The organism is Mesorhizobium sp. KR1-2 (assembly GCF_040045035.1).
Lineage (GTDB): Bacteria > Pseudomonadota > Alphaproteobacteria > Rhizobiales > Rhizobiaceae > Pseudaminobacter.
In genome coordinates, this window is sequence record NZ_JBDZDS010000006.1 from 281,375 (window position 1) to 306,568 (window position 25,194).

Genomic DNA, 25,194 nt, shown 5'->3' on the forward strand with positions numbered 1-25,194 from the left:
TGATGCCCCCTTTTCGAGTGCCTCTGGTTTCCTTCAGGCGGATTTGGCGAGGCGTTGCGCCGTTGCCGCGTTCAGCGCGTCCATCACCGTCGCGACGTCGCTGTCCGAGAGTTCGGGAAACAAGGGCAGAGAGAGAGTTTGAGACGCCAAGGACTCTGAAACGGGGAAATCGCCCGCCTTATAGCCGAGCCCTGCATAGGCTGGCTGGAGGTGCACCGGCACCGGATAATGGATGTTCGTCGCGACGCCGGCGTCGTGGAGTTCAGCGCGCACACGCTGACGATCTTCCACGCGCACTGCATAGACATGGCAGGCGTGGTCGAGGCCGAACGGTCCGGCGGCCAATCCCAGCGACCCAAACAGACCGTCATTGTATATGTTGGCAATACGTCGCCGCTGACTGTTCCAGGTATCGAGGAAGGGAAGCTTGATCCCGAGCGCCGCTCCCTGGACGGCATCCATGCGAAAATTGAATCCGTGCCGGACGTGGTTGTATTTGCCCTCCTGCCCCCAGTCGCGCAGCGAGCACACGGCCGCGGCAAAGTCGGGGCGATTGGTGGTGACGGCACCGCCTTCGCCGCATGCGCCGAGGTTCTTGCCCGGATAGAAGCTGAAGCAGCCGATATCGCCCAAGGCGCCTGCACGGGCTCCGTCGCGTTCCGCGCCATGCGCCTGCGCGGCGTCCTCGATCACAAGCAACCCATAACGACGGGCCACTGCGCAGATCGAGTTCATGTCCGCGAGCCGCCCGTGAAGGTGCACTGGCAAGATTGCCTTGGTGCGGCTGGTCACCTTCTCCGCGATGAGGTCGGGATTCATGGTCCAGGTGACAGGGTCGATGTCGACGAAAACCGGGGTCGCGCCGGTGTAGAGGATGGCAGCAGCGGTGGCCACGAAGGTCATCGGCGCCGTGATGACCTCGTCGCCCGGCCCGATACCGGCTGCAAGCAGCGCCAGATGAATTGCGGACGTGCCGGTATTGACGGCAACCGAGAATTCGGTACCGCAGTAGGCGGCGAAGCCGCTTTCGAAACTGTCGACACTGTCGCCCAATACGAAATTGCAGTCGCGCATGGCGGCGACCACGGCTTGCTCCAGTTGCGGGCCTATCGACTGATACTGGGCACGCAGATCGAGGAATGGGATCATGACACGTTCCTCAGATGACCGAGTTCCATTGGCTGGCCACGCAGCGAAGTCGAGCGCGTGGCAGCAGCCAGCATTTCGACCACTCGCAATCCGCTTTCTCCACCGGAGGGAGGCTGGCTGGCGTTTTCGATGCTGTGGAAGAATTGTTCTATTTCGGTGAGGAGCGCTTCTTTGCCGGATATCGCGGGCGCCCACATTTCGCCGATCCGATAAGAGATAAGCCGCTCGCGCAAGCTCTCCCCACCCTCGCCGAGTTCAACGCCCCGGTCGTAAACCTTGACCTTCTCGCTGGTTTGCATGTCGTCATAGATGACCATGCGCCGGCTGCCACCGATCAGCGTCTGCCTGACTTTGACCGGGGCCATCCAGTTCACGTTGAGATGCGCCATGGCGCCATTGTCGAAATAGACAGACAGATGCGCCATGTTCTCGGGACTGTTTGGCAGGAATGCTGCGGCGCTTGCCGAGATCGCCACCGGCCGTGACTTCACAAGAAAATCGAGTATTGCGAAATCATGTGCCGCCAAATCCCAAATGACATTTACGTCTCTTTGAAATAAACCAAGGTTTACTCGAACAGAATCGTAGTAATAAATATCGCCCAATTTTCCGCTTTCAATGAGATCATGAATACTGCGGATCGCCCCGGTATAAATGAAGGTGTGATCAACCATCAGAATGAGAGAGCGGCGGGCAGCTTCATCGACGAGGACCGACGCCTTGGCGACGCTGTCAGCCATGGGCTTTTCAACAAGCACGTGCTTTCCGGCCCTCAGTGCGGCCAGGGCAATATCGAAATGGGTGGAAACCGGCGTGGCTATGATGACAGCGTCGATTGCCGGATCGGCGATGAGGTCCCGCCAATCGGTAAGAAGACGCGCCGAGGGATGACGCCGCCCCGCTCTTTCGAGGGCGGCGACAGAGAAATCCGCGATCGCGCGCAGCGCGGTTGCGTCGACTTCAACCACCGCCCTGGCAAGATTTGGCCCCCAGTAGCCGTATCCAATGATACCTACGCCCGGCATCTTTCTTTCGCCTCGGTTGATAATTCGATGCGCTGTTGCTCAGACAGTTGAATTGTTGGCTGACGTCAGCTCCGGCAGCTTACGTCTGACATCCCCGACGACGCGCGCCGGCACACCGGCAACGATCGCGAAATCCGGCACGTCCCTCGTCACCACTGCGCCAGCACCGACCAGAGCGTTCTCGCCGATGGTCACACCGCAAATGATCGTGGAGTTCGATCCCAGGGAAGAACCCCGCTTGACTAACGTCGAGGCACACTCCCAATCGCCGTCGCGTTGAAGGGAGCCATCAGGGTTGGTAGCGCGCGGATAAAGCCCGTTCGTGAACATGACGCCATGCGCCACCATCACTTCGTCTTCAATCGTGACGCCTTCGCAGATGAAGGAATGCGAGGAAATTTTGCAGCGCTGGCCGATAAAACTGTTCTTTTGAATCTCAACAAAGGGGCCAACCCTCGTCTCTGCACCTATGGTACAACCGTAAATATTTACCAATTCAGGATATGCAATAAATGCCCCATCTGAAATATTGCTCGTGGTGATAGGCATCAGTTAAATTCTCCATAACTCGAAATATATTCGACTGCACTTGATCAACACAATTCAAATAACAACTTTCCGCGACAATTTGATGAGACCAAAATGGGCGATGCGCGCTACACCTTAAGAAGGAAGCGGGGTCACCTACCCTAAACTACTGCTTGCCACACGTCCTCATCAAGGTGCCGGTAGGTAGCCTCCCGAGCGATCCCTTCGACGTCGGCTCGCATCATTTCGCGCACCATTTCCTGGAAACTCACGGATGCGGACCAGCCCAGAACACGTCGCGCCTTGCTCGGATCGCCGATCAAAAGATCGACTTCCGTCGGCCGAAAGTAGCGTGGATCGATCGCCACCACGATCTTTCCCGACTTCGCGTCGCGACCTTTTTCTTCGAGGCCCTTGCCTCTCCATTCGATCTTTATGCCGACTTCTGAGAAGGCCACTTCGACGAATGAGCGAACGGTATGTTTCCGGCCGGTCGCCAGCACGTAGTCGTCGGGACGCTCCTGCTGAAGCATGCGCCACATGCCTTCGACATAGTCGCGTGCGTGCCCCCAGTCGCGCTCCGCGTCCAGATTGCCGAGATAGAGAGAGTCCTGCAGACCAAGGGAAATTGCCGCCGCAGCCCGCGTAATCTTGCGAGTCACGAAGGTTTCCCCGCGGATCGGACTCTCATGATTGAAAAGAATCCCATTGGACGCGTGCAGGCCATGAGCCTCCCGATAGTTCACAACGATCCAATACGCGTAGAGCTTGGCCGCCGCGTAGGGTGAGCGTGGATAGAAGGGCGTGCTTTCCGACTGCGGAACCTCCTGCACCTTCCCGTAAAGCTCAGAGGTGGAAGCCTGGTAGAAGCGGGTTTTTTCTTTCAGATTCAGGAGGCGAATGGCCTCGAGCAGGCGCAAAGTGCCCAGCGCATCGGCATTCGCCGTGTATTCGGCTGTCTCGAAGCTCACCTGGACGTGGCTCTGTGCAGCAAGGTTGTAAATCTCGTCGGGCTGAACCTCTTGAACGATGCGGATCAGGTTTGTCGCATCCGTCATGTCGCCGTAATGCAAACTCAGACGCACGTCGCTTTCGTGCGGGTCCTGATAGAGGTGATCGATGCGACCTGTATTGAAAGAGGAAGATCGCCTCTTGATCCCGTGAACCTCATAGCCTTTGGCAAGCAGAAGTTCGGACAGGTAGGCTCCGTCCTGACCTGTGATGCCGGTAATCAAGGCCTTTGGTCGACTCATTTGCAATCTCCGGCTACAGTGACGGCCAAACACACAGTATTTTTTGGATTTTTAGGTACTTTATTTCGAATTGTGGTACTTCATAAGAGATCTTATGAATAATTCAGAGTCTCTGAAGCTGTACAACGCATGTTTATCCGGGTTAACCCTATTTATAATTACGAGAATTTCTGCTTTTCGAATGCTTTTCAACCGCTGCAGCGCGTATTCGATGGCGCTCTGGCTTGTCCTTGCCCATTGCACCACCATCACCGTTCGCTCTGCCAGCGCTGTCAGGTACATGGTGTCGGTCGAGGCGAGTACGGGCGCGCTGTCGAAGATCACGACATGGCCGTTCGACCGGGCTACCTCGATGATTTCTGCCACGTCGGTCAGGCGCGGGCGCTGATGCAGGCCGGGATCGCCGCTCGGAATGAAATCTATTCCGCTTTGAACATGGTGACCGATCACGTCCCACACGCCGGCCTGCCCACTCAGAAACTCGTTCAACCCGTGCTTCGGTCCGGCGTCGAAGAATGAGCTGAGATTTCCGCGCCGAAGATCGCCATCGACGAGCAGCACGCGGTTTCCGCTAGCGGCGATCTCGACTGCCAACGCTCTGGCAACAAGCGACTTCCCTTCTCCGCTATGCGCGGACGTCACGACAATACTGCCGGGCAACTTTCCGCCGGTAGATTGCTTGAGCGAAAGCAACAGCGCTCGGATCGTCTCAGCAAACATACCGTCTTGAATATGCCCGCTGAGTGTCTCCAGACTTTTCCGATCTTTCCTTCTTAGGCCCGGTATGAATCCGGCGGGCACCGCGCCTGCGATGCCGCCCAACTGGTCGTGGCTACGCACCGTCTTGTCCAACATCTCGCGCACGAAAGCTGCCGTTACAGCGACCGAGATCGAGGCCAGTAGGGCGCCGACCAGATAAAAAAGTCGGCCGCGGCCCTGGGGTTGGAGCGGCACTTCTGGCGGTGACAAAACCTCCACTTCCGCAACTGGCAGCATGGCCTGTGCAGCCAAAGCCCGGCGCTGCTCCTCAAGCTTGTCCAGCGCTGTTTGCTCCTTGTCAGCAATGCGCTCGAGGCGCAGCAGTTCGGTTTGCGCCAGAGTCAGTCGAGAAGACTGTCCGCGGGCGAGCGCCAATGCGGACTGGACGGCGCCCTCTTCGCGATCAAGAGCCGCAAGCTTGCTGCGCTGTGATTGGAGATATCGATCGACCTCCAGGCCGAGATCGCTGCTGGACTTGAGAATCTTTGCACGCAAATCGACCACTTCTGCGGCATTGTTGCCATACGTCTCAAGGAGACGATCGAGATCTTGCTGCTGCACGCGAAGGTCGCGCTGCATCGCGCCAATGCGGTCAGGAACGACAATGCTCTGCAGGGCAAGCGAGGGGTCGGGAGCCCCTTCCAAGGTCGAAATCGTTGCTTTCAATTCGGTGCGACTTTGTTCGACTTTAGTCAGCCGATCACTCAACTCCATTACAGCCTTGATCTGTTCACTTCGCGCCTCGTCGTTCGAGGCAATGCCCATCGTCTCGCCGTATTTTCCGGCGGCACCACGCGCTGCGTTTACGCGATCCTGCTGCTCGGCAATGCGCTGATGAATCCATTCTTCCGCCTCGTCGAGTCGATTGCGGAGACTGTCCTGCCGCTCTTGGAGGTAAATGCCGATGAGCCGATTTGGCACCGCAGCTGCCAATTCTGGATCGCCCGCATCGAAGCCTATGCGGATAACATCAGCGGGACTGTCACGCCGTACGCTGAGCGACTTGTAATACGCCGGGATTGTGGACTCGATGCCGTTTGGCATCGCAGAATCCGTTGTTTTCCCATCGGTCAGGTTGCGCAGCAACTTCCGGGCCCTGTCGACAAACGAGGCGTTCCGCAATGCCGGATTGAATTCTGCTCGCTCGTCGAGATGCAAGTCCCGGATGACCCGCTCTGCGATGCTTCTCGAGAGAAGCCGCTCCGTTTCCGATGTGAGGTCTAGGCGCTCATTGGGGGCGGTATCCTCCGCTCCAAGTGTTGTCACAAGCGGCCTGTGGATCATCAGCCGGGACTCGGCGTGATAGGTCGGCTTCAGTCCTGAGATCTGCGCAACGGCAACAATCATGAGTAGCGTGCTCAGGACCAATATCATGACGATCCTTCGCCGGATAAGCCGCAAGCCTGACGTCAGGTCGAAGTCATCCGATTTAGCCTCTGTCGGGATTCGGGGCGCATAGCGCATCGAGGGAAACGAGAGATTGCCGTCTGGCGGCACTGTCGCAATTGTCATGGTGCACCAACCTTTGATTGAGGTTGCGCCGAGACGGCTTCGTAGAGCCTTTCCAGCGACTGCAGATATGCCTTCATGCTGAAATGGCGGAGAAAGTGGGCGCGGCCCTTAGCCGAGAGATGCTTGCGGGCTTCCGGGTCGCTGACCAGTTTCGCCAGCGCTGCAGCCAAAGCATCGCTGTCTCCGACCGGCACGAAAAGGCCGGTTTTGCCGTCCGAGATGGCTTCCTCATGCGCACCGACGCGGGTCGTGACGACCGCAAGCCCGTGGGCAAGTCCTTCGATAACCGCCATAGCCATGCCTTCGGCATGCGAAGGTAAGACCAGGATGTCGGCACGCGCGCATAAGGCTCGCGTGTCGTCGACGCCGAGCCAGCCCGGCATCTCCACCCGGTTGGAAAGCGCCATGGCTGTAGCCCGGCGTCGGTAATCCTCCACAGGTCCGTCGCCTGCCAGCACAGCTCGCCACCGAAGCTCTTTCATGACCGGATGGCTCAAAGCGAACAAAAGCTCGGTCACGCCCTTGCGCTCGCTCAAGCGACCGAGAAACACGATCAGCGGTGTCTCGGCGGTCCGAGCCGAACGTGGTCCGGGATCAGGAACACAGTTGTGGGCAACGACGATGCGACGCTCGTCTACGCCCAGAAGCCTCACCAGCGTCGCACGATCGCGCTGGCCCAGCGCGACGACATAGTGCGCATGCTGAAACATCCGCCGTATGAGCAATTGTCGATGCAGCGAGCGTGCGGCGAAGTCGGTCGAGTAGTCGTAGTCGTGGAGGTGCAATACGTGCAGGCATCCAAGGAAACGGGCAGCCTGCGTCAAGATCAGCTTCCGTGATGTGCTGCCGCGCCCAGCGACATGGATATGGTGAATCCGTTCTGGAGCGACGATCCGATCCCTCGCCATGATCAAGATGGCCCCGAGCAGGCGCGGGAGTGACGTCGGCGCGAACCACCGAGGCCCTCTGGTGTCGGTAACGAGGTGCGCTCTGCCGGCCTCCCTGGCGGCGCTTGCTATGTAGCCGACCAGCCTGCCGATGCCGCCACCGTTCTCGCAACCGCCCGGCACATAGTGGCGGACGGGCGCTGCGCTCCGCGCCGCCACAATCTGGCTATCCGTTAACGCCTTCATACGCATGCCCGGACCACCTCTCGATAAACGGCCGCGGCTTGTGCGCCGACCCGTTCAGGCGAATTCGGCCCCGTCGCCCATGCGAGCGCGTTGGTCCCAAATTCGGTTCTGAGCGCTTTGCTTTCGGCCAGTATCCGGATGGCTCTGGCAAGCTGTACCGGATCGCCAGGCTGAACCACCATTCCCAGGCCGTTGGGCTGAACGGTGGCTCGCAATTCACCAACATCCGTCACGACAACCGGCTTGCCGAAGGCAGCGGCAAGGTTGAGCACACCGCTTTGGGAAGCCTCCGTGTAGGGAAGGACGACTATGTCGGCGTCCAAGAAGAGCTGGGCGACCTCCGCATCCTCGATAAAGCGGCTGCGAATATCGTACCGGCCGGCATCCCCCATCAGCGGCCGGAAGATCCAGGGATCGTCGCCGCGGCCTGCTACCGTTATGCGTAGATTGGGGAGCAGGTCCCTGAGCATTGACTCGGCACGGACCAATTGCTCCAGGCCCTTGTAGACGAAAATCCGCCCGAAGAGCAGGACGCGCAGGGTCCCATCTTCGGGACACCGCGTCATTTGACGCCGGCGAGCGAGTTCTGCGTAGCGATCAATGGCGGGATGCGACAGGACGTGGACGCAGTCGGGGGACTTTGAATATCGGTCGAGAGCCATCCGCTTCAGCCCCTCGCCATGCACCACGAGATGTCTTGACTGTCTTGCCATCAAATCGGTGGCCCAGCCCGGCAATACGCGGGTATCGGCGTCGCCGGGGTGCAGTTCCACATCATGCACGGTGGTCACAAGCGGGATCGGCCGCCAAAACGGAGCGGCGAGATTCAACCAGAGCGTAGAGTTGCTCAGAAGGTGAATAAGGCTCGGCCGCTCGCGTCGGATAAGACGTGTGAGCTGGCGCAGGAACCAGGGATTGGAGAGCGATCGGTGCCGCGGCCAGTCCAGCAGGTGCAGATCGACAGCCGGATCAAAACAGGGGGCAAGATGCGCGTAGCGCCGACGCGGAACTCCAAGGACGACCTGCAGGTGTCGCGCAACGCCGCTGGCGAAAGCGATGGTGTAGTCCTCCAATTCGGAAACCAGCAGCAGCGCCTTCATTTTGCTGCCTCCGACAAGCTGGCATCCCGTCCGCGCCTCGGAAGATCGCGGGCTGCGCGCAGCGCATCGCGCGCGCGCCTAAGCAGGTTTGGCTCTCCGGCAAAAGAGAGCCCTTCTGCAGCGAGTTTGAGCCGGGCGAGCATGTCGGCTCCATCCAGTTTTGCTGACGCCACCTGGTAAGGATAGTGATCGCTCAGACGCAGCCTTGCCGACAATTCGCGGGCTGCAAGGAAGCGGTTCGTTGCTTCAATGGTGGCCTGCCAATGTGCCATCCGCTTTCGCAGCGTGGCGGCATCATTGACCGGCCGATACCAGTTGTTATTGTGGATACGGTAGAACCCGAGCGAACCCGACAAGGCAGCAACGCGCCCCAGAAACGGATATATCCCTACGAGCCACGCATCGGCAGATATGCGGAATTGCTCGGGAATGTCTCCTGCAGCGTCCCAGGCCCTGCGTCGGACGGCGATGGCGGACGTCATCGGAAACGGCCACCAACCCGCCGATTTCGTCAGTTGCTGCGACAAGTCTCCCGAACATAGGGTCCGAGGGACCGGCTTGAGGATCGGCGCGCCATCAATCAGCGTTGGCTGAAGCCGGTGGTAGACGAGCGACAATCGAGGATCGTCACGGAAAGCCGCTGCCGTCGCCGACAGCTTGCCCGGCGCCCACCAGTCATCGGCGTCCAGGAAACAGAGGATGTCCCCCCTACTCTTATGCACGGCGGCATTTATCGCAGCGGCCTGCCCCCGGTTGTCCTGGAAAAGAACTTTCACCCGGTCGCCATAGGATTCCAGAATGGAGCGCGACTGGTCGCTGGACCCATCGTCGACCACGATTATGTCGGTGTCGGTCGTGTTCTGGGCCAAAGCGCTCTCAATCGCACGGCCGACGAAGCGACCGTAATTGTAGTTGTTGATGAGAACGCTGATGGCCGGTCGCTCCATGTCACCTCTCAAGCGGATTGTTGCTGCGCTACGCTTCTGCGCGGCAGAATCGCGAGCGCGCGCACAATTGCCGGCTGCGAGATGGTCGAAGGGAACCACACCAAGCCCCACATCATCCTGCGGCGCCCATTGAGAGCGACACATCGAGGATATCTCCGGGCAGGATCTCGGTATCCATGCGCGCTTTTACCGTCTCTTGGTGGCCCGCCATCGATCGGTAGATCACGACAATCGTCTCAGCCTGCCTGACGTCCGTCTCAACGGCGGTGCCGGCATCCAGAATCTGGGCCGAGAGAGCGTCCATTTCGGCCTTCAGCCGGACCCGATCAAGCATTGCATCCCGCAACTGCTGATGGATATCGATACGCCATGTGAAATCCGCCGTGCTGAGCTCGTTTTCAACGGTTGCGCGGTTCTGGCGAGCCCGGGCGGTGTAGGCCTGGTTTTCCAACAGATCGCGCGAAGCCTTGGAATCCTCACGTTCGAGTTCCAGGAGACGCGGTAGAGGCATGAGCCCCTTTGCCACCAGGGTCCGCGCGGCCTCGACTTGAGCCCGACCGAGGTCCCGTTCCTTTTCTTGAAGGCCGCCCTGCTGCTTAAGCACATCGATTTCGAGGTCGAGCAACGCCATACCCTCGCGCAGATGCGCCTGGTTGCCGGACCACGTCCCCAATCGATCTCGCAGGATCTTCTGGTCCAAAGACAAGAGCGCCTCTGCATCCTGAGGTGCCACCGAACCGCTAGCCACCTCGGGTTTGGCGCGCTCGTCCCGGGACAATTCGGCTTCCAGTCGGGCAATGCGGCTGTTGATCTGGAAAAGCTGGTAGGAGCCGGTTTTCCACTTCGCTCTTAGGCTCGGAATGTCGAGAGATAGCTGATGGTCTTGCTCGGCCAGGCCCGCCCCTCCGGCAAGTATGAGCGCATGGCGAACCGTCAGGCCGGGCTCGTACTCTACAGCACCTGGCCGCCTCACATTTCCACCAACATAGAAAGGCCGGTACTTCGCGATTTCAACCAGAACCGTCGGCGACTTGAGGATCTCGCGTTTGACAAGCTCTTCCTGGAGGCGCGCTCGAACGTCGTCGAGCCGCATTCCAGCAACCCGAATGTTGCCAAGCTGCGGCAGCACGATATTGCCCTCGAGGTCGACCTTGCTATCGCCACCGAGCTTCGGAGCCTCCGCGATCAAGACATGCAAAGTGTCCCCTCGCTCGATCAGGATCTCGCCTCGAGCTGGTGAGATAGCCGCCAGCAATGCCGCGACGAATAACGTGCCCGCCACGAAGCGTGCGAAACTTGCACGATGAATTGGAACCATCGGAAGCGTGCCCCAAAGCGTCAACTGCGGATAGTCAGGCTGCGCCGGAACCAATGTCTGATTTCCCGGCGCGACTGCCTGGCTCCATGCGTTCACGGGCAGACTACCGGCGAACGGACACGCGCAGGACCTGCTCTTATGGTCAATCCGCTAGCCCCTGCCGTCAGCCCTTGGGCGAAGTGCCTCCCTAAGGCTTAGGCGCATCACCGTCATTCGGCGGTGGACATGCGCGTTAGGGGTAAGCCCCGCGTCGTTTGTGTTTGTTGCACTGGGGATGTGGCCAGATGATTGTTCGCTGGCGCAACGTCCAAGCCACGGAAGACGACGTCCGTCTTTCCGAAAAAGCCGGCAGCAGGCAAGTCGGCCGGGTTTATTTCGAAACCGCCGGGATATGGTTCCAGGCGACCGACGGTGTCAGGATCGCCCGGAATCTGATCGAAAACACCGCTCAGTTCGGCATCGCCGGCGGCTCGCTGTGGGGGCGTGAAGACGCCGTGCATGACGCAATCATCGAACACAACGAGATCCGCAACGCCAATCAGCAGACGGCGGATGGCGGCGCCATCAAGCTGATGGGCGAGCAGGCTGACCCGCTGAACACCAGCATCCGCTACAATCTGATCTCCGGCACGGGTCATCTCATGAATAGGGTCGATGGCACATTTTGGCCCTCCGGATATGAAAACACCAGCGAGTGGCCGACCCCTATCAGCTGGGCGCGATCTACACCGACGGCAAGGCCAGCGGGGTGCGCATCGAAGGAAACACCCTGTCAGGCAACATATCGGCGATCGGCATCAACGGCGGCTGGAGCAACGTGGTGACGGGAAACGTGATTGCACACGGATCGGGCGCGGCCTTTCGCATCGATGACGGTACCGGTAGGGGATGGCGTCCGCCACGGGCGAACCCAAATCGGATCGAGGACAATATCGTGTCGATCGACAGCAGCAACGGGCTTGCCGCCTATGTCTACGCGCCTGACCATGGGCCTAGATACGTGCAGTTCGCGCGCAACCGCTACAGCGGCAATCTGAACGATAAGAGCTTCCGGATGGATCCGGAGATCATGCCCTCGGGAGAATTCGGCAGCCTGAGCGATTTCCAGCAGGCAGGGGTGGACACAGGCAGCGTGGTCGCGCGTTCCAGGTTGGATAATCAGAGGACCAGCACCGGGCAATGATCCTGCAGGCTCAAGCCGACAAGCGAATGACCCGGCGCTGCGGCTCTTCTTCCCGGAATGCCACATTGCGCCCGACGCATCTGTAGACAAAGCCGTGTTCGGCGACCTCGGCCGGTTCGTAAATATTGCGGAGGTCGACGAGAACGGGCGTCTTCATCACGGCTTTAAGTCGCTCGAGATCCAGTGACCGAAACTCGTTCCATTCCGTAGTGATGACGATGCAGTCGGCCGCGTCGGCCGCCGCGTAGGCATCCTCTGCGTAGGCTATCGGCGGCAGAAGCAGCCTGGCCGCCGCCATACCCTGCGGATCATAGGCGCGAACTATTGCTCCCGCATCGACAAGTGCTTGAACGATCGACAGCGATGGAGCCTCACGCATATCGTCCGTGTTGGGCTTGAAGGTGAGGCCGAGAATTGCGACCCGCCTACCGCGAATGCTCCCGCCACAAGCCGCTATGATCCGGCGCGCCATGCCGCGCTTGCGCTGGTCGTTGACGGCTACCGTCGTTTCGACGAGCCGAAGGGGAGAGCCCAAATCCTGTGCGGTCCGGGCGAAAGCCATCGTATCTTTCGGGAAGCATGATCCGCCATAGCCTGGCCCGGCATGCAGGAATCTTTGACCGATGCGATTGTCGAGCCCCAGGCCATGCGCCACATCCTGAACATCGGCTCCGGCTGCTTCGCAAAGGTCGGCGATCTCGTTGATGAAGGTGATCTTCATCGCGAGAAAGGCATTGGCCGCGTATTTGATGATCTCCGCGCTTTGGCGTGACGTGAACTGGATCGGCACATTGTTGAGGCAAATCGGACGATAGACTTCCGCCATCACAGACCGGGCGCGCGCATCTTCCGTGCCGATCACGATCCGATCAGGCCGTTTGAAATCCTCGATCGCAACCCCCTCGCGCAAAAACTCCGGATTCGAGACCACGGCTATATCCGCCAGTGGATTGACCTCTCGGACGATGCGTTCAACTTCCTCGCCGGTGCCCACCGGGACAGTGGATTTCGTCACGACAACCGTGAAGCCCCGAGCCGCCTTGGCGATCGAGACTGCGGCTGCGTAAACGTAGGAAAGGTCGGCGTGGCCGTCCCCTCGCCGCGCCGGTGTGCCGACGGCTATGAAGACCACATCGGCGCCAGCGACAGCCTCGGGCAGATCCGTTGTAAACGACAAGCGGCCTGCGGCAAGATTGCGCGCAACGAGGGTGTCGAGGTTCGGCTCGAAAATAGGGATACTGGCATTTCGCAACGCGTCGATCTTGTCCTTGTCGAGATCGACGCAGGTAACCAGGTGCCCGAAATCGGCCAAGCAGGCACCGCTGACGAGGCCGACGTAACCGGATCCGATCACTGCGATCTTCATTGACGTTTCTCCACATGGTGACTGCCGGCCGCTGCCCTGCCTTACTCGGGCATCAGCATGTCAGGCTCATTACAATCGTGACGGTCGACGACGTGCTCGCAGCGTACAGCCAGGCGTGACGCCTTCGGTGATGGCGACTTGTAAAACCGCTCGACAATGTCGTTCACACGTTGCTGGTAGCTGTATCGGCAGGCGCGTTTCAGCGCCCCGTCTTTCAACGTTGCCAGACGCCCTGCGTCCGTGACGATCCGCGCCAGTGCATCGGCCAGGTCCTGCTCGACAGCTGCCCGGTGCCTTGCCCTTGTCGACACGACCACACCGCAGCTTGCGTCGACCGCCAGGCCCGGACCTCCGAGATCAAGGCACACCACAGGCAGTCCGTGCGCCATCGCTTCTCCGACTACTTGTCCTGCCGTGTCGTGCAGGCTCGGAAACAACAAGACGTCATGTGCTGCGTAGATACTGTGCATTTCGACATGGGGTATTTTCCCGACGAACCTCACCATGTCCCTTATGCCCAGTTCCTCAGCGATAGAGCGGAGGTAGCCCTCCTCTGGCCCCTCACCTGCAATCGTGAACGAAAGCCCCGCTATCTGCTCACGCAACCGCGCAACGGCTCCAAGCGCGAACTGCACTCCCTTCCAATATTCCAGTCGACCGGCAAACAGTATCGACGGCCCTGTCGCAAGATCGGGCGATGGGCGCGCATCGCCGACGCAAATGGGCGGCGCATAGATGTCTGCCACCAGAAACGTCTTGTCTCGCCACCATGCAGGCACGTGGCGGCCGGTCGCCTCGTCGGCCACCAGAATCGCGTCGGCCCGAGCGAGGCTCCGCAGCACCATCGGATCGACCCGGCTGCATATGTTGAGGAGATCCCTCTTTATCTCGAATCTCCATCCGCGGTTCGGAAATCCCCGCCGCAGTCGCCATGGCGTGCCTTGCCCTCCGCCGACCGGACCAAACACGAAGCGTGGCCCCAGACCGCCCAGAAACGAAGGCCACCGTAGAACCGTCCACGTAAGGTGGTGGATTACGTCGTAGGGGTTTTCGGCATGCAACCTGGCGACCGTTCTGCGGGCCGTCATCTGCCACATGTAGTAGTGCTGACGAATTCGATGGGCGTTCTCGTATCCAGGTCCCGGCCAACCTGGAACATCGTGCCAGACAAAGCTTAGCCGATCCGGCAGCTGTTGCTTTTCGCAGTAGCGCTCGATCGCCGAACGATGATGACTTCCGCAGGTGAGAACAGTGACGTCGTGACCCTGGCGGGCCAACTCCGAAGCAAAATTCCAACCCTTGCCCAATTCGGATCCCGGATTAGGCTCGCAGGCATAGGCTGAGGCGAGTATGCGCATCAAACCTCGCCCCCCGCGATTTGACTGGGCAAAAGCGACGTCCCAATCAGAGGGGGGGCAATGTTGTGGACAGCGAGCCGTGTCAGCACCTCTGCGCTGAGCGTGCCCCGAGCCGCGGGGTGACGATTCCGGCCTTTCTCGACATTGGAATAGGTCCATGCATCAGACGGACCAAAGGTCATGAAAACCGCGACGCGCTCGGGGGTCCTGCCGATCCAGCGCAGGATCGATCGTGTCGAGGTGAAAGCCTTTTGAGCGTCCGGCCGCAGCCGCGAGCCGATCCAATCACAGAGCTTACGCAAGCCCCTCTCGACCAGCGTCGACATTTGCCCGGCATGTTCGATACGCACGTCGAAGAGGATGGCGTCGCCCGCCCGTACGGCAATACTCTTCTCTAGCATATCGTCGGTGGGAGCTTGGCCCTTGAGATGAGACCTAGGCCGAACCTTCAGTGCCCCTTGCGAATTTTCGTCCTGATCCTGCAGGTAGAACGCTATCTTGTAGACCCTGAAACTCTCGTCCGAGAAAATACTCCCATCAAGGCACGCGGGATGGTGCGGAACGTCGTTATGCCACGAGGACGTCGTGCTGATCATCAGATCGCATTCGCCTGTACGAACGACGTTTAGCGGGTACGTGATTTCCCTAAGCCGATCGAGGATCGTATCGGAAGTCAGAAGCTTTGCGACATCCTCTACTTCATACATTGCATGAAGCTGGAACTTGTCGCCATATTTATACGGACCACCTGACCTAAAATACTTTTTGACAGCCGCCCGTAAGCTTTCCACCTGATCAGGGGTCAGAACTTCCCTGATGACAATATAGCCATCAGAGCTCAACGCGTTCTGCTGCCTGGCGATCCCGCCGGGCAGCTCTGAAAGCCCGTCAGTTGAAGCCCCCATCTCGCCTGTTTGGTTCAGCAATTCCCTCTCCCCCGGCTCTGTTCGGGCAAAACCGACTATCCTGCTGCGGCTCGGCAGCGGTCAAACCGCTCTTTCGGGGTAATGCTCGCCAAAAGGAGCAGGGTGGCAAGCAAGGGGGAATATTACCTTACTCCAAATATCCTAAGTCATACCGGCTCCGGAAGGATAAGCATGAGGTCTCCTCTACGTCCAATAGTCGGAATGGTAAGTATGGAGGCAATCGGCCTGCCGACATATTCTGGTTTCGGTTGAGATTGCGAAAGCGCAAATTATGAAGAAGCCACCAGCAGGCAGCAGCCAAACTCAGGTTCCCGATCCGAAAAGCTTCCTGGAATGGACCAATGTCCTTGGCGTTCGCGTTTCGGCAGTCAATCTCAAAAGCGCGACTGAACTTATTCAAGCGGCGGTTGCAGACGGCAAGAAGGAATATGTGTGTGTCCGCGACGCACACGGCGTGGTCCGATGTCAAACGGATGCCGAACTTCGGTCCGTACATAACCGCGCGTTTCTCGTGACCCCCGATGGCATGCCATTGGTATGGGCATTGAAGCATGCTGGTCATTCGCAAAGCAGCAGGGTCTATGGGCCCGACCTCATGTTGTCGGTTTTCGAGGCAGGCCGATCGAAAGGCTTTCGCCATTTCCTTTATGGCGCGACGCCCAACACGCTCGAGCTCCTGCAGGCGCGACTTCTCAAAAGATTCCCGGAAGCGCAGGTGGCCGGTTCCTGTGCGCCGCCGTTTCATGAACTGTCGCCACAAGACGAAGCGGATTTTGCCGATCGGATCAACCGCTCAGGCGCCGATATCGTTTGGGTCGGAATTGGCAGCCCCAAGCAGGAACTCTGGATGGCGCGCATGCGCGATCGTCTAGAGGCTCCCATGCTCATTGGTGTCGGGGCCGCATTCGATTTCCACGCCGGCCTCAAGCGCCAGGCTCCGAGGATGATCCAAAGAAGTGGCTTCGAATGGGCGTTTCGCCTCCTATGCGAGCCTCGAAGATTGTGGCGGCGCTATGCGCTCGTCGTGCCGACCTTCATCTCATTGACAGCATTGCAGAGACTTGGGTTCAGGCAATTTCCGATCGAAGACTCTGGATCAAGCGCTTCGTGACAAAGGCAGGAGTGGCACCGGCATGTCTTCGTTAGCCTCATCAGCATCGTCATCTGGCCTGTCGAAGGCGACCGCCATGCTTGATCGGGCGATTTCGACAAGCAATCCCCCACCGTTGACGGACACGACGCCAGCTGAAATCTGCGAACAGACGGGCCTTAGAAAACCTGTTCCACTAAAGCGTGCACTCCCCTGGATGGCTACATTGTTGCTTCTGGTTGCCGGCGACATCGGTGCCTACCTAGTCGCCTATCTCCTTTTCCTGCCGTTCCTTCCGGGCGATTCGAAGGGCGTGGCATTGGAGCCCGCTTTCACTCTCGCAGCATTGGCGGCGATCCTTCTTTATGCATCGGCATCGCTCTATCCAGGATATCGGCTTCACGACCACGAACATCTGCGCCGCCGCGCCACAGCGTCGATAAAGGTGGCTGCCCTCGCCGCACTAGCTGCGATCCTGCTGTCAGCAGGGCCGGGACTGCTGCTTGCTACCATCGGCTTCCTCGGTGTCGGGCTGGTGCTTCAGCCTGTCACTCATTGGGCTGCGCGAGGCCTGTGCTGGAGGCTTGGGATCTGGGGAGAACGCGCAGCAATCGTAGCGGGACGCAATCGCATTCCCGCCCTGATGGCGCATTTCACCTATCGCTGGCAGTATGGCATTCGACCAGAGCCCTATTCGCCCGATACGCTTGGGATCTCACCCGAAAACAAGCCGCGTATCGCCTTGATTGCTGGCGACACGGGCTCGCTGCTCGACGAAATTACGACCATGCGTCGAGAGTTCGCCGAGGTCATTCTCCTTTCAGACATGCCGAACTTCAAGATAACAGGACTGCAACCTGCAGACGTCGGTGGAGAGATTGGTGTTCGCCTAGCTGTTGGGGAGAACCCGGTGGACTTGAACTTGGTTCGCCGGGCCCTTGATCTTGCGATCGCTATCCCTGCGATGCTGCTGTTTGCTCCCTTCATTTTGATCGCTGCAGCCGCCATCTATGCCATCGATCCAGGCCCCGTTTTCTTCAGGCAGGCCAGGGAAGGATTGGCTGGCAAGCCGGTGCACGTCCTGAAGCTCAGGACAATGTACAGAGATGCGGAACAGCGGCTCGACGCCTTGATCCGGGAAAATCCGGCGATACGGACCGAGTGGTTGACCCACTTCAAGCTAAGGCACGACCCGCGCATTTTGCCCGTGATCGGGCACATTCTTCGCTCGACGAGCTTCGACGAACTCCCGCAACTGGTGAACGTCATCACCGGGGAAATGGCTCTCGTGGGGCCGCGCCCCTTTCCGGAGTACCACCTTCGGGCAATGGATGGCGATTTTCGTCACAAGCGACACTCGGTAACCCCGGGACTCACCGGCTTGTGGCAAATATCCGAACGGAGCAACGCCGACCTTAACCTGCAGCAACAGCTCGACGAATTCTACATCGACAACAAATCCATTTGGTTCGACTGGCACATTCTTCTGCGTACTATTCCTGCGGTCTTCAAGCGCAGCGGAGCTTTCTGACCTGTTGCTTGCCTTTGCGCGCAGCCATCAACAAGGGGAGCATATCAATGCACGAACGCAAGCGAGTTCTGGTAACCGGTGGCGCCGGGTTCCTGGGGTCATTCCTGTGCGAACGGCTTTTGGCGGAGAACAACGACGTCCTCTGCGTCGACAACTACTACACCGGTTCGCGCGATACCGTGCTGCATCTTCTCGACGATCCCCACTTCGAGATAATTCGCCACGACATCACCTTCCCCCTCTATGTGGAAGTCGACGAGATCTACAATCTTGCCTGCCCGGCATCTCCGGTCCACTACCAGTTCGATCCCGTGCAGACCATCAAGACCAATGTGCACGGCGCCATCAACATGCTCGGTCTTGCCAAGCGCACCAAGGCGAAGATCTTCCAGGCATCCACGAGCGAAGTCTATGGCGACCCGGCCGTCCACCCTCAGCCGGAGGGATATCGAGGAAGCGTCAATCCCATAGGCCCGCGGGCATGCTACGACGAGGGCAAGCGATGCGCCGAAACGCTGTTCTTCGACTATCACCGCCAATATGGCATCGATATGCGGGTAGCGCGGATCTTCAACACCTACGGACCGCGCATGCATCCGAATGACGGCCGCGTCGTCTCGAATTTCATCGTGCAGGCGCTGCAGAACGAGCCGATCACCATCTTCGGGGACGGCACGCAGACGCGATCGTTCTGCTACGTGGACGACCTGATCGAAGGCTTTTCCCGCCTGATGCGCGCGCCCGGAGTTACGGGCCCGATCAACCTGGGCAATCCCGGCGAATTCCAGATCCGTGAACTGGCCGAAATGGTGATCGAGCTGACTGGATCGAGGTCACCGATCGTCTTCAAGCCTCTTCCCGCTGATGACCCGACCCAACGGAAACCGGATATCAGCCAGGCGAAAGAGCTGCTCGGATGGCAACCCGCGGTACAGCTCCGCGAGGGGCTTGCGCAGACAATCGCCTATTACGACGCGAAGCTTTCTGTTGGGGACGGAAAGCTGCTCGGCAAGTCGTGGAGAGAGGGTTTTCCATACCTGATGACTTCGATTCCGAACCTAGCCGTTCCGCAAGCCATGCGACAGGCACATGAATAGCAGCCGAATTCCGCGCAAGCCGAAGCTCCTTTTCTTTCAATGGGACCATCAACCCAACGCGAGCGCGGCCAGTTACCTGCTGCTGCATATGCAGCAGCAGGTAAAATGCCTTCAAATTCACTTCGATGTTGTCGTCATAAATCGCGACTGCGACTACGCAGAGATATGCGACAGGCACGAACCGGATCTGGCGGTGTTTGAAAGTGGCTATCGGTCACATGGGTCACAGCGGGTGAAAATCACCAGTACCGATGCCTACAACGGAATTCCAAAGCTAGGCCTTCACAACGCCGATGCGTGGTGCGACCGGCGCGCCGGCTTCCTTTCCGATATGGAGCAATGGGGCATCGAGACATATTTCTCGATCGGAACGATGACGCCGGAATACATGCCGGACTTGAAGGAAAACCTATTCGTCTGGCCGAACTTCATCGATCCCGAAATCTACCGCGACTATGGCCAGCACAAGACCATACCGATCACGCTTACAGGTCAGGTCTATGGTCTCTACCCATGGCGGCAGGAGGTATTTCCACTGATCCGAGACCGCTATCCCTGCCTGGTATCACCGCAAAGCACCTACGAGAGCAAGCTTGCCTCTCGACTGCTGTCGGGGGAGGCCTATGCGCGCGTCCTCAACGCGAGCTTCGTCGTCCCCACATGCGGAACTGTCGCCGGCGAGGTCGTGCGGAAACACTTTGAGATTCCCGGGGCAAACGCCTGCCTGGTCACCGAACGCACCGCAGCAGTGGAGGCAGCTGGCTTTGTAGATATGGAGAACTGTGTCTTTGCCGATCACGGCAACGTGCTCGAGCGACTGGAATACCTCTTTGCTCATCCTGATGAAATGCAGCGTATTGCGAAAGCCGGCTACGATTTGGTCCACTCGCGTCATACGCTGAACCACAGGCCTCAAATATATCAATGGTTCATGCTGAACAAAGGCTTGCGATCCGGCGAAAAGATCGTCCAGCTTGGACCTTTTGGTGATCTTACAAAGGTCGAGCGCATCTCAGAACGAGGGAGCATCCATGTCGTTGGGGCGGCACTCGATCGCGCCTTGCTGAAAGAGGGTGATTTGCTCCTTGAGCAAGACAGGGTGGAGGAGGCCAAGCTGCGCTACGCCCGATGCCTGGAATATGTGTCCTACCTGCCTGAAGCGAAATTCCGTCTTGCCATCTGCGCACTCCGAGAGGGGAATGCTGATCGCGCCTGCGATCTTCTGGTCGACCTAATCAAGGTAACCACGACCGACTATGGGGCGGCTGACCCGGATCCTGTAGAATGGGCATACTTCCTCCTTGCTTTGGTCTGCCAAGGCAGTTTGGAGCAGGCGCGGAGGCTGCAAAATTTCTATCCTCGCCTATCCAACGACGAACTCAGACGTGCGCGCCTCGTCCTCGAGCGAGCAGGTCGCAATGGCGATCGCCTTGCCTCTGGACGTCACGGCAAGGATCGAAAAAGTATTCACCAGCTTCCCGAGAGGAGTGATCCGGAATGGCTCGCGTGGTTCGCCGATATTCTTAAGCGTTGCGGGCAACCAGACCTTGCAAACGCTCTTCGTCGCAATCCCCTTGCGGTGACTGCAACTGGCGAGACAGCATCATCCCCACACTTCGATCTCGTTGTTGGCTGGCGGCTGCGATTTTACGCAGGCGTAGATCGCCTAATGATCAGCCTACGCTTGGATGGCTTAAGGCCGAACGTGCCACCTCTGCCAGAGTTCCGATACCTTTGGCATCTCGCACGAGGCATGGTCCCCCCTTCGCAAAGACGCCGTTTGCGCAGGGTCCAACTATTGCTTTCGAGATCATTTTTGCGCGCACCGACTACCAAGCGCGGTTGGCGCAAGGAATTCTACTGTTTTGTTGTGCGTCGCACGTCATCCAGACGATCAATACCTACGGACGTGCCCCGATGAAGGCGGTGAGACAATCGATTGCATTTTCAACCATAGATAAATACCTGTCGCAGATCTTGCTCATTACGACGACGGCGGTAATGGCACGCATTCTGACACCAGCCGAAACCGGCCTTTACATGACGGCCAACGCGGTGATCCTGCTGGCGGACAATTTTCGCTCCTTTGGTGTCGGGATCTACATCGTTCAGGAAAAGCAGCTCAGCCGAGCTATGGTGCAGTCTGCATTCACAATCATGCTGACGCTATCCGTCGTGGCCGGTGCGGCCATTTATCTGGGGGCAGGCTCCATAGCATCCTTCTATGCATCACCGGACTTGAAGGCTCTGCTCCTTGTGGCGGCTCTCGGCTTCTTCACCATACCCTTCAGCAGCCCGATCATGGCGCTCCTTCAGCGCGAGATGGCGTTCAGGGCAGTTGCCTGCATCAATGTCGCCGCGGCCCTGGTAGCATTCGTCATCACGATCACGCTTGGCTTGGCGGGGCTGGGGCCGGTGAGTTATGTCTGGGGCTCTTTGGGCGCCAGTTTGGTGACGGTTGTGTTGGCACTCGTCGCGCGTCCGAAATTCTGGATATTCCGCCTGTCCTTCGCCCGCATAGGCCCACTTCTGTCCTTCGGCGTCGTTTCTTCGCTCATCACTGTCTCCAACATGGCCTACGAACTCTTGCCGCGATTGGCCTTCGGCAAATTCCTCGGATTAGATGCTGTAGGCCTCTACTCGCGCGCCGTCACGATCTGCCAATTGCCAGATCGAGTTGTGATTTCGGCCCTTCACCCGGTCATCCTGCCCGCTTTTGCAGCGCAGGCGCGGGCTGGTGATTCTTTGAAAAAGGGCTATCTCCATGGGCTCAGCCTCATGACAGCGGTTCAATGGCCCGCCCTGATCATGCTTTCGCTATTGGCCGATCCAGTCGTCAGCATCCTGCTGGGGCAGCAATGGGGTGGGGTTCCGCCACTGGTGCGCATCATGGCGCTTGCAAACATGGCCCTTGCGCCGGCGGTGCTGACCTTTCCTGTATTGGTATCGGCGGGTCGGATCAAAGACGCACTGTGGTCAAGCGTCATCAGCCTGCCGCCGTCCTTCTTGATTATTATAGGCGCAGCTTTCATCGGGCTGGATGCCGTTGCTGCCAGCCTGCTTGTCGTAGCTCCGCTGCAAATGTTCGTCGTATACCCCTTCATCCGCCGGGCCATCGATCTGCAGTGGACGGAATTGCTCCGGGCAGCGCGCCATAGCGCTTTGCTGGCCCTGGGGACGGCGTTGGTTCCGATCCTGGTCATACTCGGTTCCCCGACCGGTTTCGATTTTGATTGGATACGGACGATAGTGGCGTTGGTTGGCGGCGCCGCGGGCTGGCTGGCCACTTTGGTCTTGGTCGACCATCCAGTGAAAAGCGAAGTCATCGAAATCTGGAGCTTCCTTTCCGAAAAGGCATCCATTTCCGCAACCGCTCGCCGTGTCACCAGCAAGACCGATAGCGAAAGTAGCTGCGGCAAGGCTGTCCGCAGGGCTTCTGCATGAAAATTTGCTCGTGCTCACTGGAGAGACACGGAACATTTGCGCTTGGGGGATTGAAGACATGGTCAACGGCAACAAAGCGACTGCGGCTTACAACCTTTCGGACAAGCGGGTCTGGGTTGCCGGTCATCGAGGCTTGGTCGGATCGGCACTGTTAAGAAGGCTCTCGCGAGAAAACGTCGAGCTATTGACGGCCGGCAAGAACGTACTCGACCTGCGCCGGCAGCAGGACGTTGAAGATTGGGTGAAACGGGAGAAGCCGGAGGTCGTCTTCGTGGCGGCGGCAAAGGTCGGCGGCATCCGCGCCAACAGCACTCGTCCGGCGGATTTCATCTACGACAACCTCATGATCGAGGCCAACGTCATCCACGCCGCCTTCCGGTATGGCGTCGAAAAGCTGGTGCTCCTCGGTTCAACCTGCATCTATCCGAAACTGGCGCCTCAGCCGATTCCGGAGGAAGCGCTGCTGACGGGGCCGCTCGAGGCGACGAACGAATGGTATGCCGTCGCAAAGATTGCCGGCATCAAGCTTGTGCAGGCTTACAGGCGGCAGCATGGCTGCGATTTCATATCCGCCCAGCCGACCAACCTTTACGGCCCTGGCGACAATTTCGACCTGGAAACGAGCCATGTGCTTCCCGCCCTCATGAGAAAGGCGCACGACGCAAAGCGAGAAGGCGCGTCAGCCATGTCTGTGTGGGGAACCGGCACGCCGTTGCGCGAATTCCTGCATGTCGACGATCTCGCCGACGCATTGGTTTTCCTGACGAGGAATTTCAGTGACGAGGCGCCCATCAACGTGGGCTCGGGGGCGGAAATTTCGATCCGAGGTCTCGCCAACGCCATTCGAGACGTAGTCGGATATCAGGGCGACCTCATTTTCGATGCCTCGAAACCCGACGGCACCCCGCGCAAGCTGGCCGATATTTCGAAGCTTGAAGGCATGGGGTGGCGACCCCGCATAGGGCTCGGTGAAGGGCTTGCATCGACTTATGACTGGTTCCTGGCAAACGTTGCCAACGAAGCGACTGGCACCGTTGCGTCAGCATGAGCGCCCATGTCCACGACTACCAAGGCCGGGTGCGGTGCAGGCCACTGAACAGCCGCAACGCCTGTCCATGAGACCGCCGCGCATGTAGACTTCGCGCGGGAGAATGCGTGCGCGGCGCAAGAGGTCCGGCACGCCGCCGGTGCCGAGATGTTCGAAGGACACGATCCATATCTCGTGGCGCTGTCAGTCGCCGTGGCGATCCTCGGCGGCTATACCGGATTCGGCCTTGCCGCCCGCGTGCGCGGCACGGCGGGCCTGACCCGGCGGCTGCTTCTGGCAGGGGCTGCCGGCTTCCTCGCGGTCGGCATCTGGACCATGCATTTCATCGGCATGCTGGCCGCCCCCATCCCGGCAGGCACCGTCTATCTCCTCCTGCCGACGGTGGTGTCATTCCTTATCTGTGCGCTGGTGGTGGGGGTATCGCTGTTCTTCGTCAGCATCGGCGCGCCCTCAGGCCTGCGGGTCGGCCTCTCGGCGCTGCTGCTCGGCGCCGGCATCGTGTCCATGCACTATGTCGGCATCGAGAGCCTGGAGGGTCCGTTCCGCATCGAGCACGATCTCGCGATGATGGTGCTGGCCGCGGTGATCGCCGTCGGCACCGCCTATGGGGGCCTACTCATATTTTTGGCGCGGCAAGGTGGCCACAAGCTTGCGCTCAGCGCCATCGCCTTCGGCATCGCCGTGTCGGGCATGCACTACATCGCCATGCACGGCATGCATTTCCTGCCCGCCGCGCAGCGCGGCGGCGCCGGGCCGACGTTGTCGCCGCAGGCGCTGGCCCTGGTGGTGGCGCTGCTGTGCTTCCTGGTCGCCGCCGGCTTCCTGCTTTTCCTCGTGCCGGAACCGCACCGTCGGCGCGAGGCCCAAGCGAAAGCCCCGGTGCCGGCCCCTCACCTCTCGCAGGAGTGGTCCGAAGAGTTTGCGGGCGGGCCGAAGCGCGAAACGGCCACCCCTTCGCTCCATCTCGCCGCTTCGCCGCTGGGCGGACTGGGGCAGCCGCGCATTGCGGCCGTGCCACGCCTGCCGGTCGAGAGCGCGGCAGGCACGCATTTCATCGACATCGGCGAGATCAGGAGCGTGCGCGCCGATGCGCACTATACGCAGGTGCATGACGGCGCGCGCGAGCGCATGTGTCCCTGGTCGATCTCGGAGGTGGAAGCCAGGCTCGATCCGGCCGTATTCCTGCGCGTCCATCGCAGCCACATCGTGGCCGTGCCGCATGTGACCTTCATGCGCAAGGAAGGCGACGGCGCGGTGGTCGAACTGGACGGGCCGCAGCCGCATCTCGTTCCTGTCAGCCGTGCCAAGATCTCGGAATTGCGGGTCCGGCTGGGTTTGGCGCGGCGAACGCCGCAAAGCCATGACGAGCCGACAGGTAAGGACAGCTGACGCAATTGGTGCGGAAAATAAGGCGTTTCATGCGAAAT

19 protein-coding genes and 1 pseudogene are annotated in these 25,194 nt (G+C 59.4%); 8 read left to right on the forward strand and 12 right to left on the reverse strand.

Annotation, left to right across the window (positions count from 1 at the left end):
* Nucleotides 1–33: 33 nt before the first annotated feature.
* The 9 genes from ABLE85_RS14710 to ABLE85_RS14750 all read right to left on the reverse strand — a co-directional run bounded on the left by ABLE85_RS14710 (nt 34) and on the right by ABLE85_RS14750 (nt 10,820).
* On the reverse strand, nt 34–1,149 hold the full coding sequence (locus tag ABLE85_RS14710; RefSeq protein WP_348793470.1) for a DegT/DnrJ/EryC1/StrS family aminotransferase: 1,116 nt from the start codon (nt 1,147–1,149) through the stop codon (nt 34–36).
* Nucleotides 1,146–2,174: a Gfo/Idh/MocA family oxidoreductase gene (locus tag ABLE85_RS14715; protein ID WP_348793471.1), complete on the reverse strand. Its 1,029-nt coding sequence runs from the start codon at nt 2,172–2,174 to the stop codon at nt 1,146–1,148. Before ABLE85_RS14715 ends, ABLE85_RS14710 begins: the two co-directional genes overlap by 4 nt.
* Before the next feature lie 39 nt (nt 2,175–2,213).
* Nucleotides 2,214–2,723 carry an acyltransferase gene (locus tag ABLE85_RS14720; RefSeq protein WP_348793472.1) on the reverse strand — a complete coding sequence of 170 codons (510 nt, stop codon included), beginning with the start codon at nt 2,721–2,723 and terminating at the stop codon, nt 2,214–2,216.
* Between the two features lie 140 nt (nt 2,724–2,863).
* On the reverse strand, nt 2,864–3,955 hold the full coding sequence (gene gmd, locus ABLE85_RS14725) for a GDP-mannose 4,6-dehydratase (protein WP_348793473.1): 1,092 nt from the start codon (nt 3,953–3,955) through the stop codon (nt 2,864–2,866).
* Between the two features lie 60 nt (nt 3,956–4,015).
* A complete protein-coding gene (locus ABLE85_RS14730; RefSeq protein WP_348793474.1) occupies nt 4,016–6,226 on the reverse strand; it encodes an AAA family ATPase in 2,211 nt (736 codons plus the stop codon).
* The gene (locus ABLE85_RS14735) at nt 6,223–7,365 is read right to left on the reverse strand and encodes a glycosyltransferase family 4 protein (protein ID WP_348793475.1); all 1,143 of its coding nucleotides are present in this window, start codon (nt 7,363–7,365) and stop codon (nt 6,223–6,225) included. The genes ABLE85_RS14730 and ABLE85_RS14735 overlap by 4 nt, the downstream gene beginning before the upstream one ends.
* Nucleotides 7,356–8,459 (reverse strand): glycosyltransferase family 4 protein, encoded by a 1,104-nt coding sequence (locus ABLE85_RS14740; protein WP_348793476.1) that lies wholly within the window; start codon nt 8,457–8,459, stop codon nt 7,356–7,358. Before ABLE85_RS14740 ends, ABLE85_RS14735 begins: the two co-directional genes overlap by 10 nt.
* Nucleotides 8,456–9,406: a glycosyltransferase family 2 protein gene (locus tag ABLE85_RS14745; RefSeq protein ID WP_348793477.1), complete on the reverse strand. Its 951-nt coding sequence runs from the start codon at nt 9,404–9,406 to the stop codon at nt 8,456–8,458. Before ABLE85_RS14745 ends, ABLE85_RS14740 begins: the two co-directional genes overlap by 4 nt.
* Before the next feature lie 112 nt (nt 9,407–9,518).
* On the reverse strand, nt 9,519–10,820 hold the full coding sequence (locus ABLE85_RS14750) for a polysaccharide biosynthesis/export family protein (protein WP_348793478.1): 1,302 nt from the start codon (nt 10,818–10,820) through the stop codon (nt 9,519–9,521).
* Nucleotides 10,821–11,083: 263 nt separating this feature from the next.
* On the opposite strand from ABLE85_RS14750, the pseudogene ABLE85_RS14755 reads away from it, so the two are divergent.
* Nucleotides 11,084–11,907, forward strand: a pseudogene (locus ABLE85_RS14755) (right-handed parallel beta-helix repeat-containing protein); the annotation flags it as partial.
* Between the two features lie 10 nt (nt 11,908–11,917).
* On the opposite strand, the gene ABLE85_RS14760 reads toward ABLE85_RS14755, so the two are convergent.
* The 3 genes from ABLE85_RS14760 to ABLE85_RS14770 are packed head-to-tail and all read right to left on the reverse strand — an operon-like array spanning nt 11,918 to nt 15,557.
* The gene (locus tag ABLE85_RS14760; protein WP_348793479.1) at nt 11,918–13,273 is read right to left on the reverse strand and encodes a UDP-glucose/GDP-mannose dehydrogenase family protein; all 1,356 of its coding nucleotides are present in this window, start codon (nt 13,271–13,273) and stop codon (nt 11,918–11,920) included.
* 41 nt (nt 13,274–13,314) lie between these two features.
* Nucleotides 13,315–14,631 (reverse strand): glycosyltransferase, encoded by a 1,317-nt coding sequence (locus ABLE85_RS14765; RefSeq protein ID WP_348793480.1) that lies wholly within the window; start codon nt 14,629–14,631, stop codon nt 13,315–13,317.
* Nucleotides 14,631–15,557 carry a phytanoyl-CoA dioxygenase family protein gene (locus tag ABLE85_RS14770; protein ID WP_348793481.1) on the reverse strand — a complete coding sequence of 309 codons (927 nt, stop codon included), beginning with the start codon at nt 15,555–15,557 and terminating at the stop codon, nt 14,631–14,633. Before ABLE85_RS14770 ends, ABLE85_RS14765 begins: the two co-directional genes overlap by 1 nt.
* Nucleotides 15,558–15,828: 271 nt before the next feature.
* Here ABLE85_RS14770 and ABLE85_RS14775 point away from each other — a divergent pair, with 271 nt between their 5' ends.
* The 7 genes from ABLE85_RS14775 (at nt 15,829) to ABLE85_RS14805 (ending at nt 25,156) form a co-directional block, all read left to right on the forward strand.
* A complete protein-coding gene (locus ABLE85_RS14775; protein WP_348793482.1) occupies nt 15,829–16,668 on the forward strand; it encodes a WecB/TagA/CpsF family glycosyltransferase in 840 nt (279 codons plus the stop codon).
* A 22-nt stretch (nt 16,669–16,690) separates the two neighbouring features.
* Nucleotides 16,691–18,178: a sugar transferase gene (locus tag ABLE85_RS14780; RefSeq protein WP_348793483.1), complete on the forward strand. Its 1,488-nt coding sequence runs from the start codon at nt 16,691–16,693 to the stop codon at nt 18,176–18,178.
* Nucleotides 18,179–18,225: 47 nt separating this feature from the next.
* A complete protein-coding gene (locus tag ABLE85_RS14785) occupies nt 18,226–19,275 on the forward strand; it encodes a UDP-glucuronic acid decarboxylase family protein (RefSeq protein ID WP_348793484.1) in 1,050 nt (349 codons plus the stop codon).
* Nucleotides 19,268–21,196, forward strand: a complete 1,929-nt coding sequence (locus ABLE85_RS14790) for a glycosyltransferase (protein ID WP_348793485.1) — start codon at nt 19,268–19,270, stop codon at nt 21,194–21,196. The genes ABLE85_RS14785 and ABLE85_RS14790 overlap by 8 nt, the downstream gene beginning before the upstream one ends.
* Complete coding sequence (locus ABLE85_RS14795; RefSeq protein ID WP_348793486.1) at nt 21,193–22,719, forward strand: oligosaccharide flippase family protein; 1,527 nt, start codon at nt 21,193–21,195, stop codon at nt 22,717–22,719. The genes ABLE85_RS14790 and ABLE85_RS14795 overlap by 4 nt, the downstream gene beginning before the upstream one ends.
* Before the next feature lie 58 nt (nt 22,720–22,777).
* Nucleotides 22,778–23,767: a GDP-L-fucose synthase gene (locus tag ABLE85_RS14800; protein ID WP_348793487.1), complete on the forward strand. Its 990-nt coding sequence runs from the start codon at nt 22,778–22,780 to the stop codon at nt 23,765–23,767.
* A gap of 147 nt (nt 23,768–23,914) precedes the next feature.
* Nucleotides 23,915–25,156, forward strand: coding sequence for an MHYT domain-containing protein (locus ABLE85_RS14805; protein WP_348793488.1), 1,242 nt, complete (start codon nt 23,915–23,917; stop codon nt 25,154–25,156).
* Nucleotides 25,157–25,194: the final 38 nt, after the last annotated feature.

What these genes read in the sequence shown, in the direction of transcription:
- ABLE85_RS14710 (WP_348793470.1), bottom strand. Translation starts at nt 1,149, where the DNA reads ATGATCCCATTCCTCGATCTGCGTGCCCAGTATCAGTCGATAGGCCCG.
- ABLE85_RS14715 (WP_348793471.1), bottom strand. Translation starts at nt 2,174, where the DNA reads ATGCCGGGCGTAGGTATCATTGGATACGGCTACTGGGGGCCAAATCTT.
- ABLE85_RS14720 (WP_348793472.1), bottom strand. Translation starts at nt 2,723, where the DNA reads ATGCCTATCACCACGAGCAATATTTCAGATGGGGCATTTATTGCATAT.
- gmd (WP_348793473.1), bottom strand. Translation starts at nt 3,955, where the DNA reads ATGAGTCGACCAAAGGCCTTGATTACCGGCATCACAGGTCAGGACGGA.
- ABLE85_RS14730 (WP_348793474.1), bottom strand. Translation starts at nt 6,226, where the DNA reads ATGACAATTGCGACAGTGCCGCCAGACGGCAATCTCTCGTTTCCCTCG.
- ABLE85_RS14735 (WP_348793475.1), bottom strand. Translation starts at nt 7,365, where the DNA reads ATGCGTATGAAGGCGTTAACGGATAGCCAGATTGTGGCGGCGCGGAGC.
- ABLE85_RS14740 (WP_348793476.1), bottom strand. Translation starts at nt 8,459, where the DNA reads ATGAAGGCGCTGCTGCTGGTTTCCGAATTGGAGGACTACACCATCGCT.
- ABLE85_RS14745 (WP_348793477.1), bottom strand. Translation starts at nt 9,406, where the DNA reads ATGGAGCGACCGGCCATCAGCGTTCTCATCAACAACTACAATTACGGT.
- ABLE85_RS14760 (WP_348793479.1), bottom strand. Translation starts at nt 13,273, where the DNA reads ATGAAGATCGCAGTGATCGGATCCGGTTACGTCGGCCTCGTCAGCGGT.
- ABLE85_RS14765 (WP_348793480.1), bottom strand. Translation starts at nt 14,631, where the DNA reads ATGCGCATACTCGCCTCAGCCTATGCCTGCGAGCCTAATCCGGGATCC.
- ABLE85_RS14775 (WP_348793482.1), top strand. Translation starts at nt 15,829, where the DNA reads ATGAAGAAGCCACCAGCAGGCAGCAGCCAAACTCAGGTTCCCGATCCG.
- ABLE85_RS14780 (WP_348793483.1), top strand. Translation starts at nt 16,691, where the DNA reads ATGTCTTCGTTAGCCTCATCAGCATCGTCATCTGGCCTGTCGAAGGCG.
- ABLE85_RS14785 (WP_348793484.1), top strand. Translation starts at nt 18,226, where the DNA reads ATGCACGAACGCAAGCGAGTTCTGGTAACCGGTGGCGCCGGGTTCCTG.
- ABLE85_RS14790 (WP_348793485.1), top strand. Translation starts at nt 19,268, where the DNA reads ATGAATAGCAGCCGAATTCCGCGCAAGCCGAAGCTCCTTTTCTTTCAA.
- ABLE85_RS14795 (WP_348793486.1), top strand. Translation starts at nt 21,193, where the DNA reads ATGAAGGCGGTGAGACAATCGATTGCATTTTCAACCATAGATAAATAC.
- ABLE85_RS14800 (WP_348793487.1), top strand. Translation starts at nt 22,778, where the DNA reads ATGGTCAACGGCAACAAAGCGACTGCGGCTTACAACCTTTCGGACAAG.
- ABLE85_RS14805 (WP_348793488.1), top strand. Translation starts at nt 23,915, where the DNA reads ATGTTCGAAGGACACGATCCATATCTCGTGGCGCTGTCAGTCGCCGTG.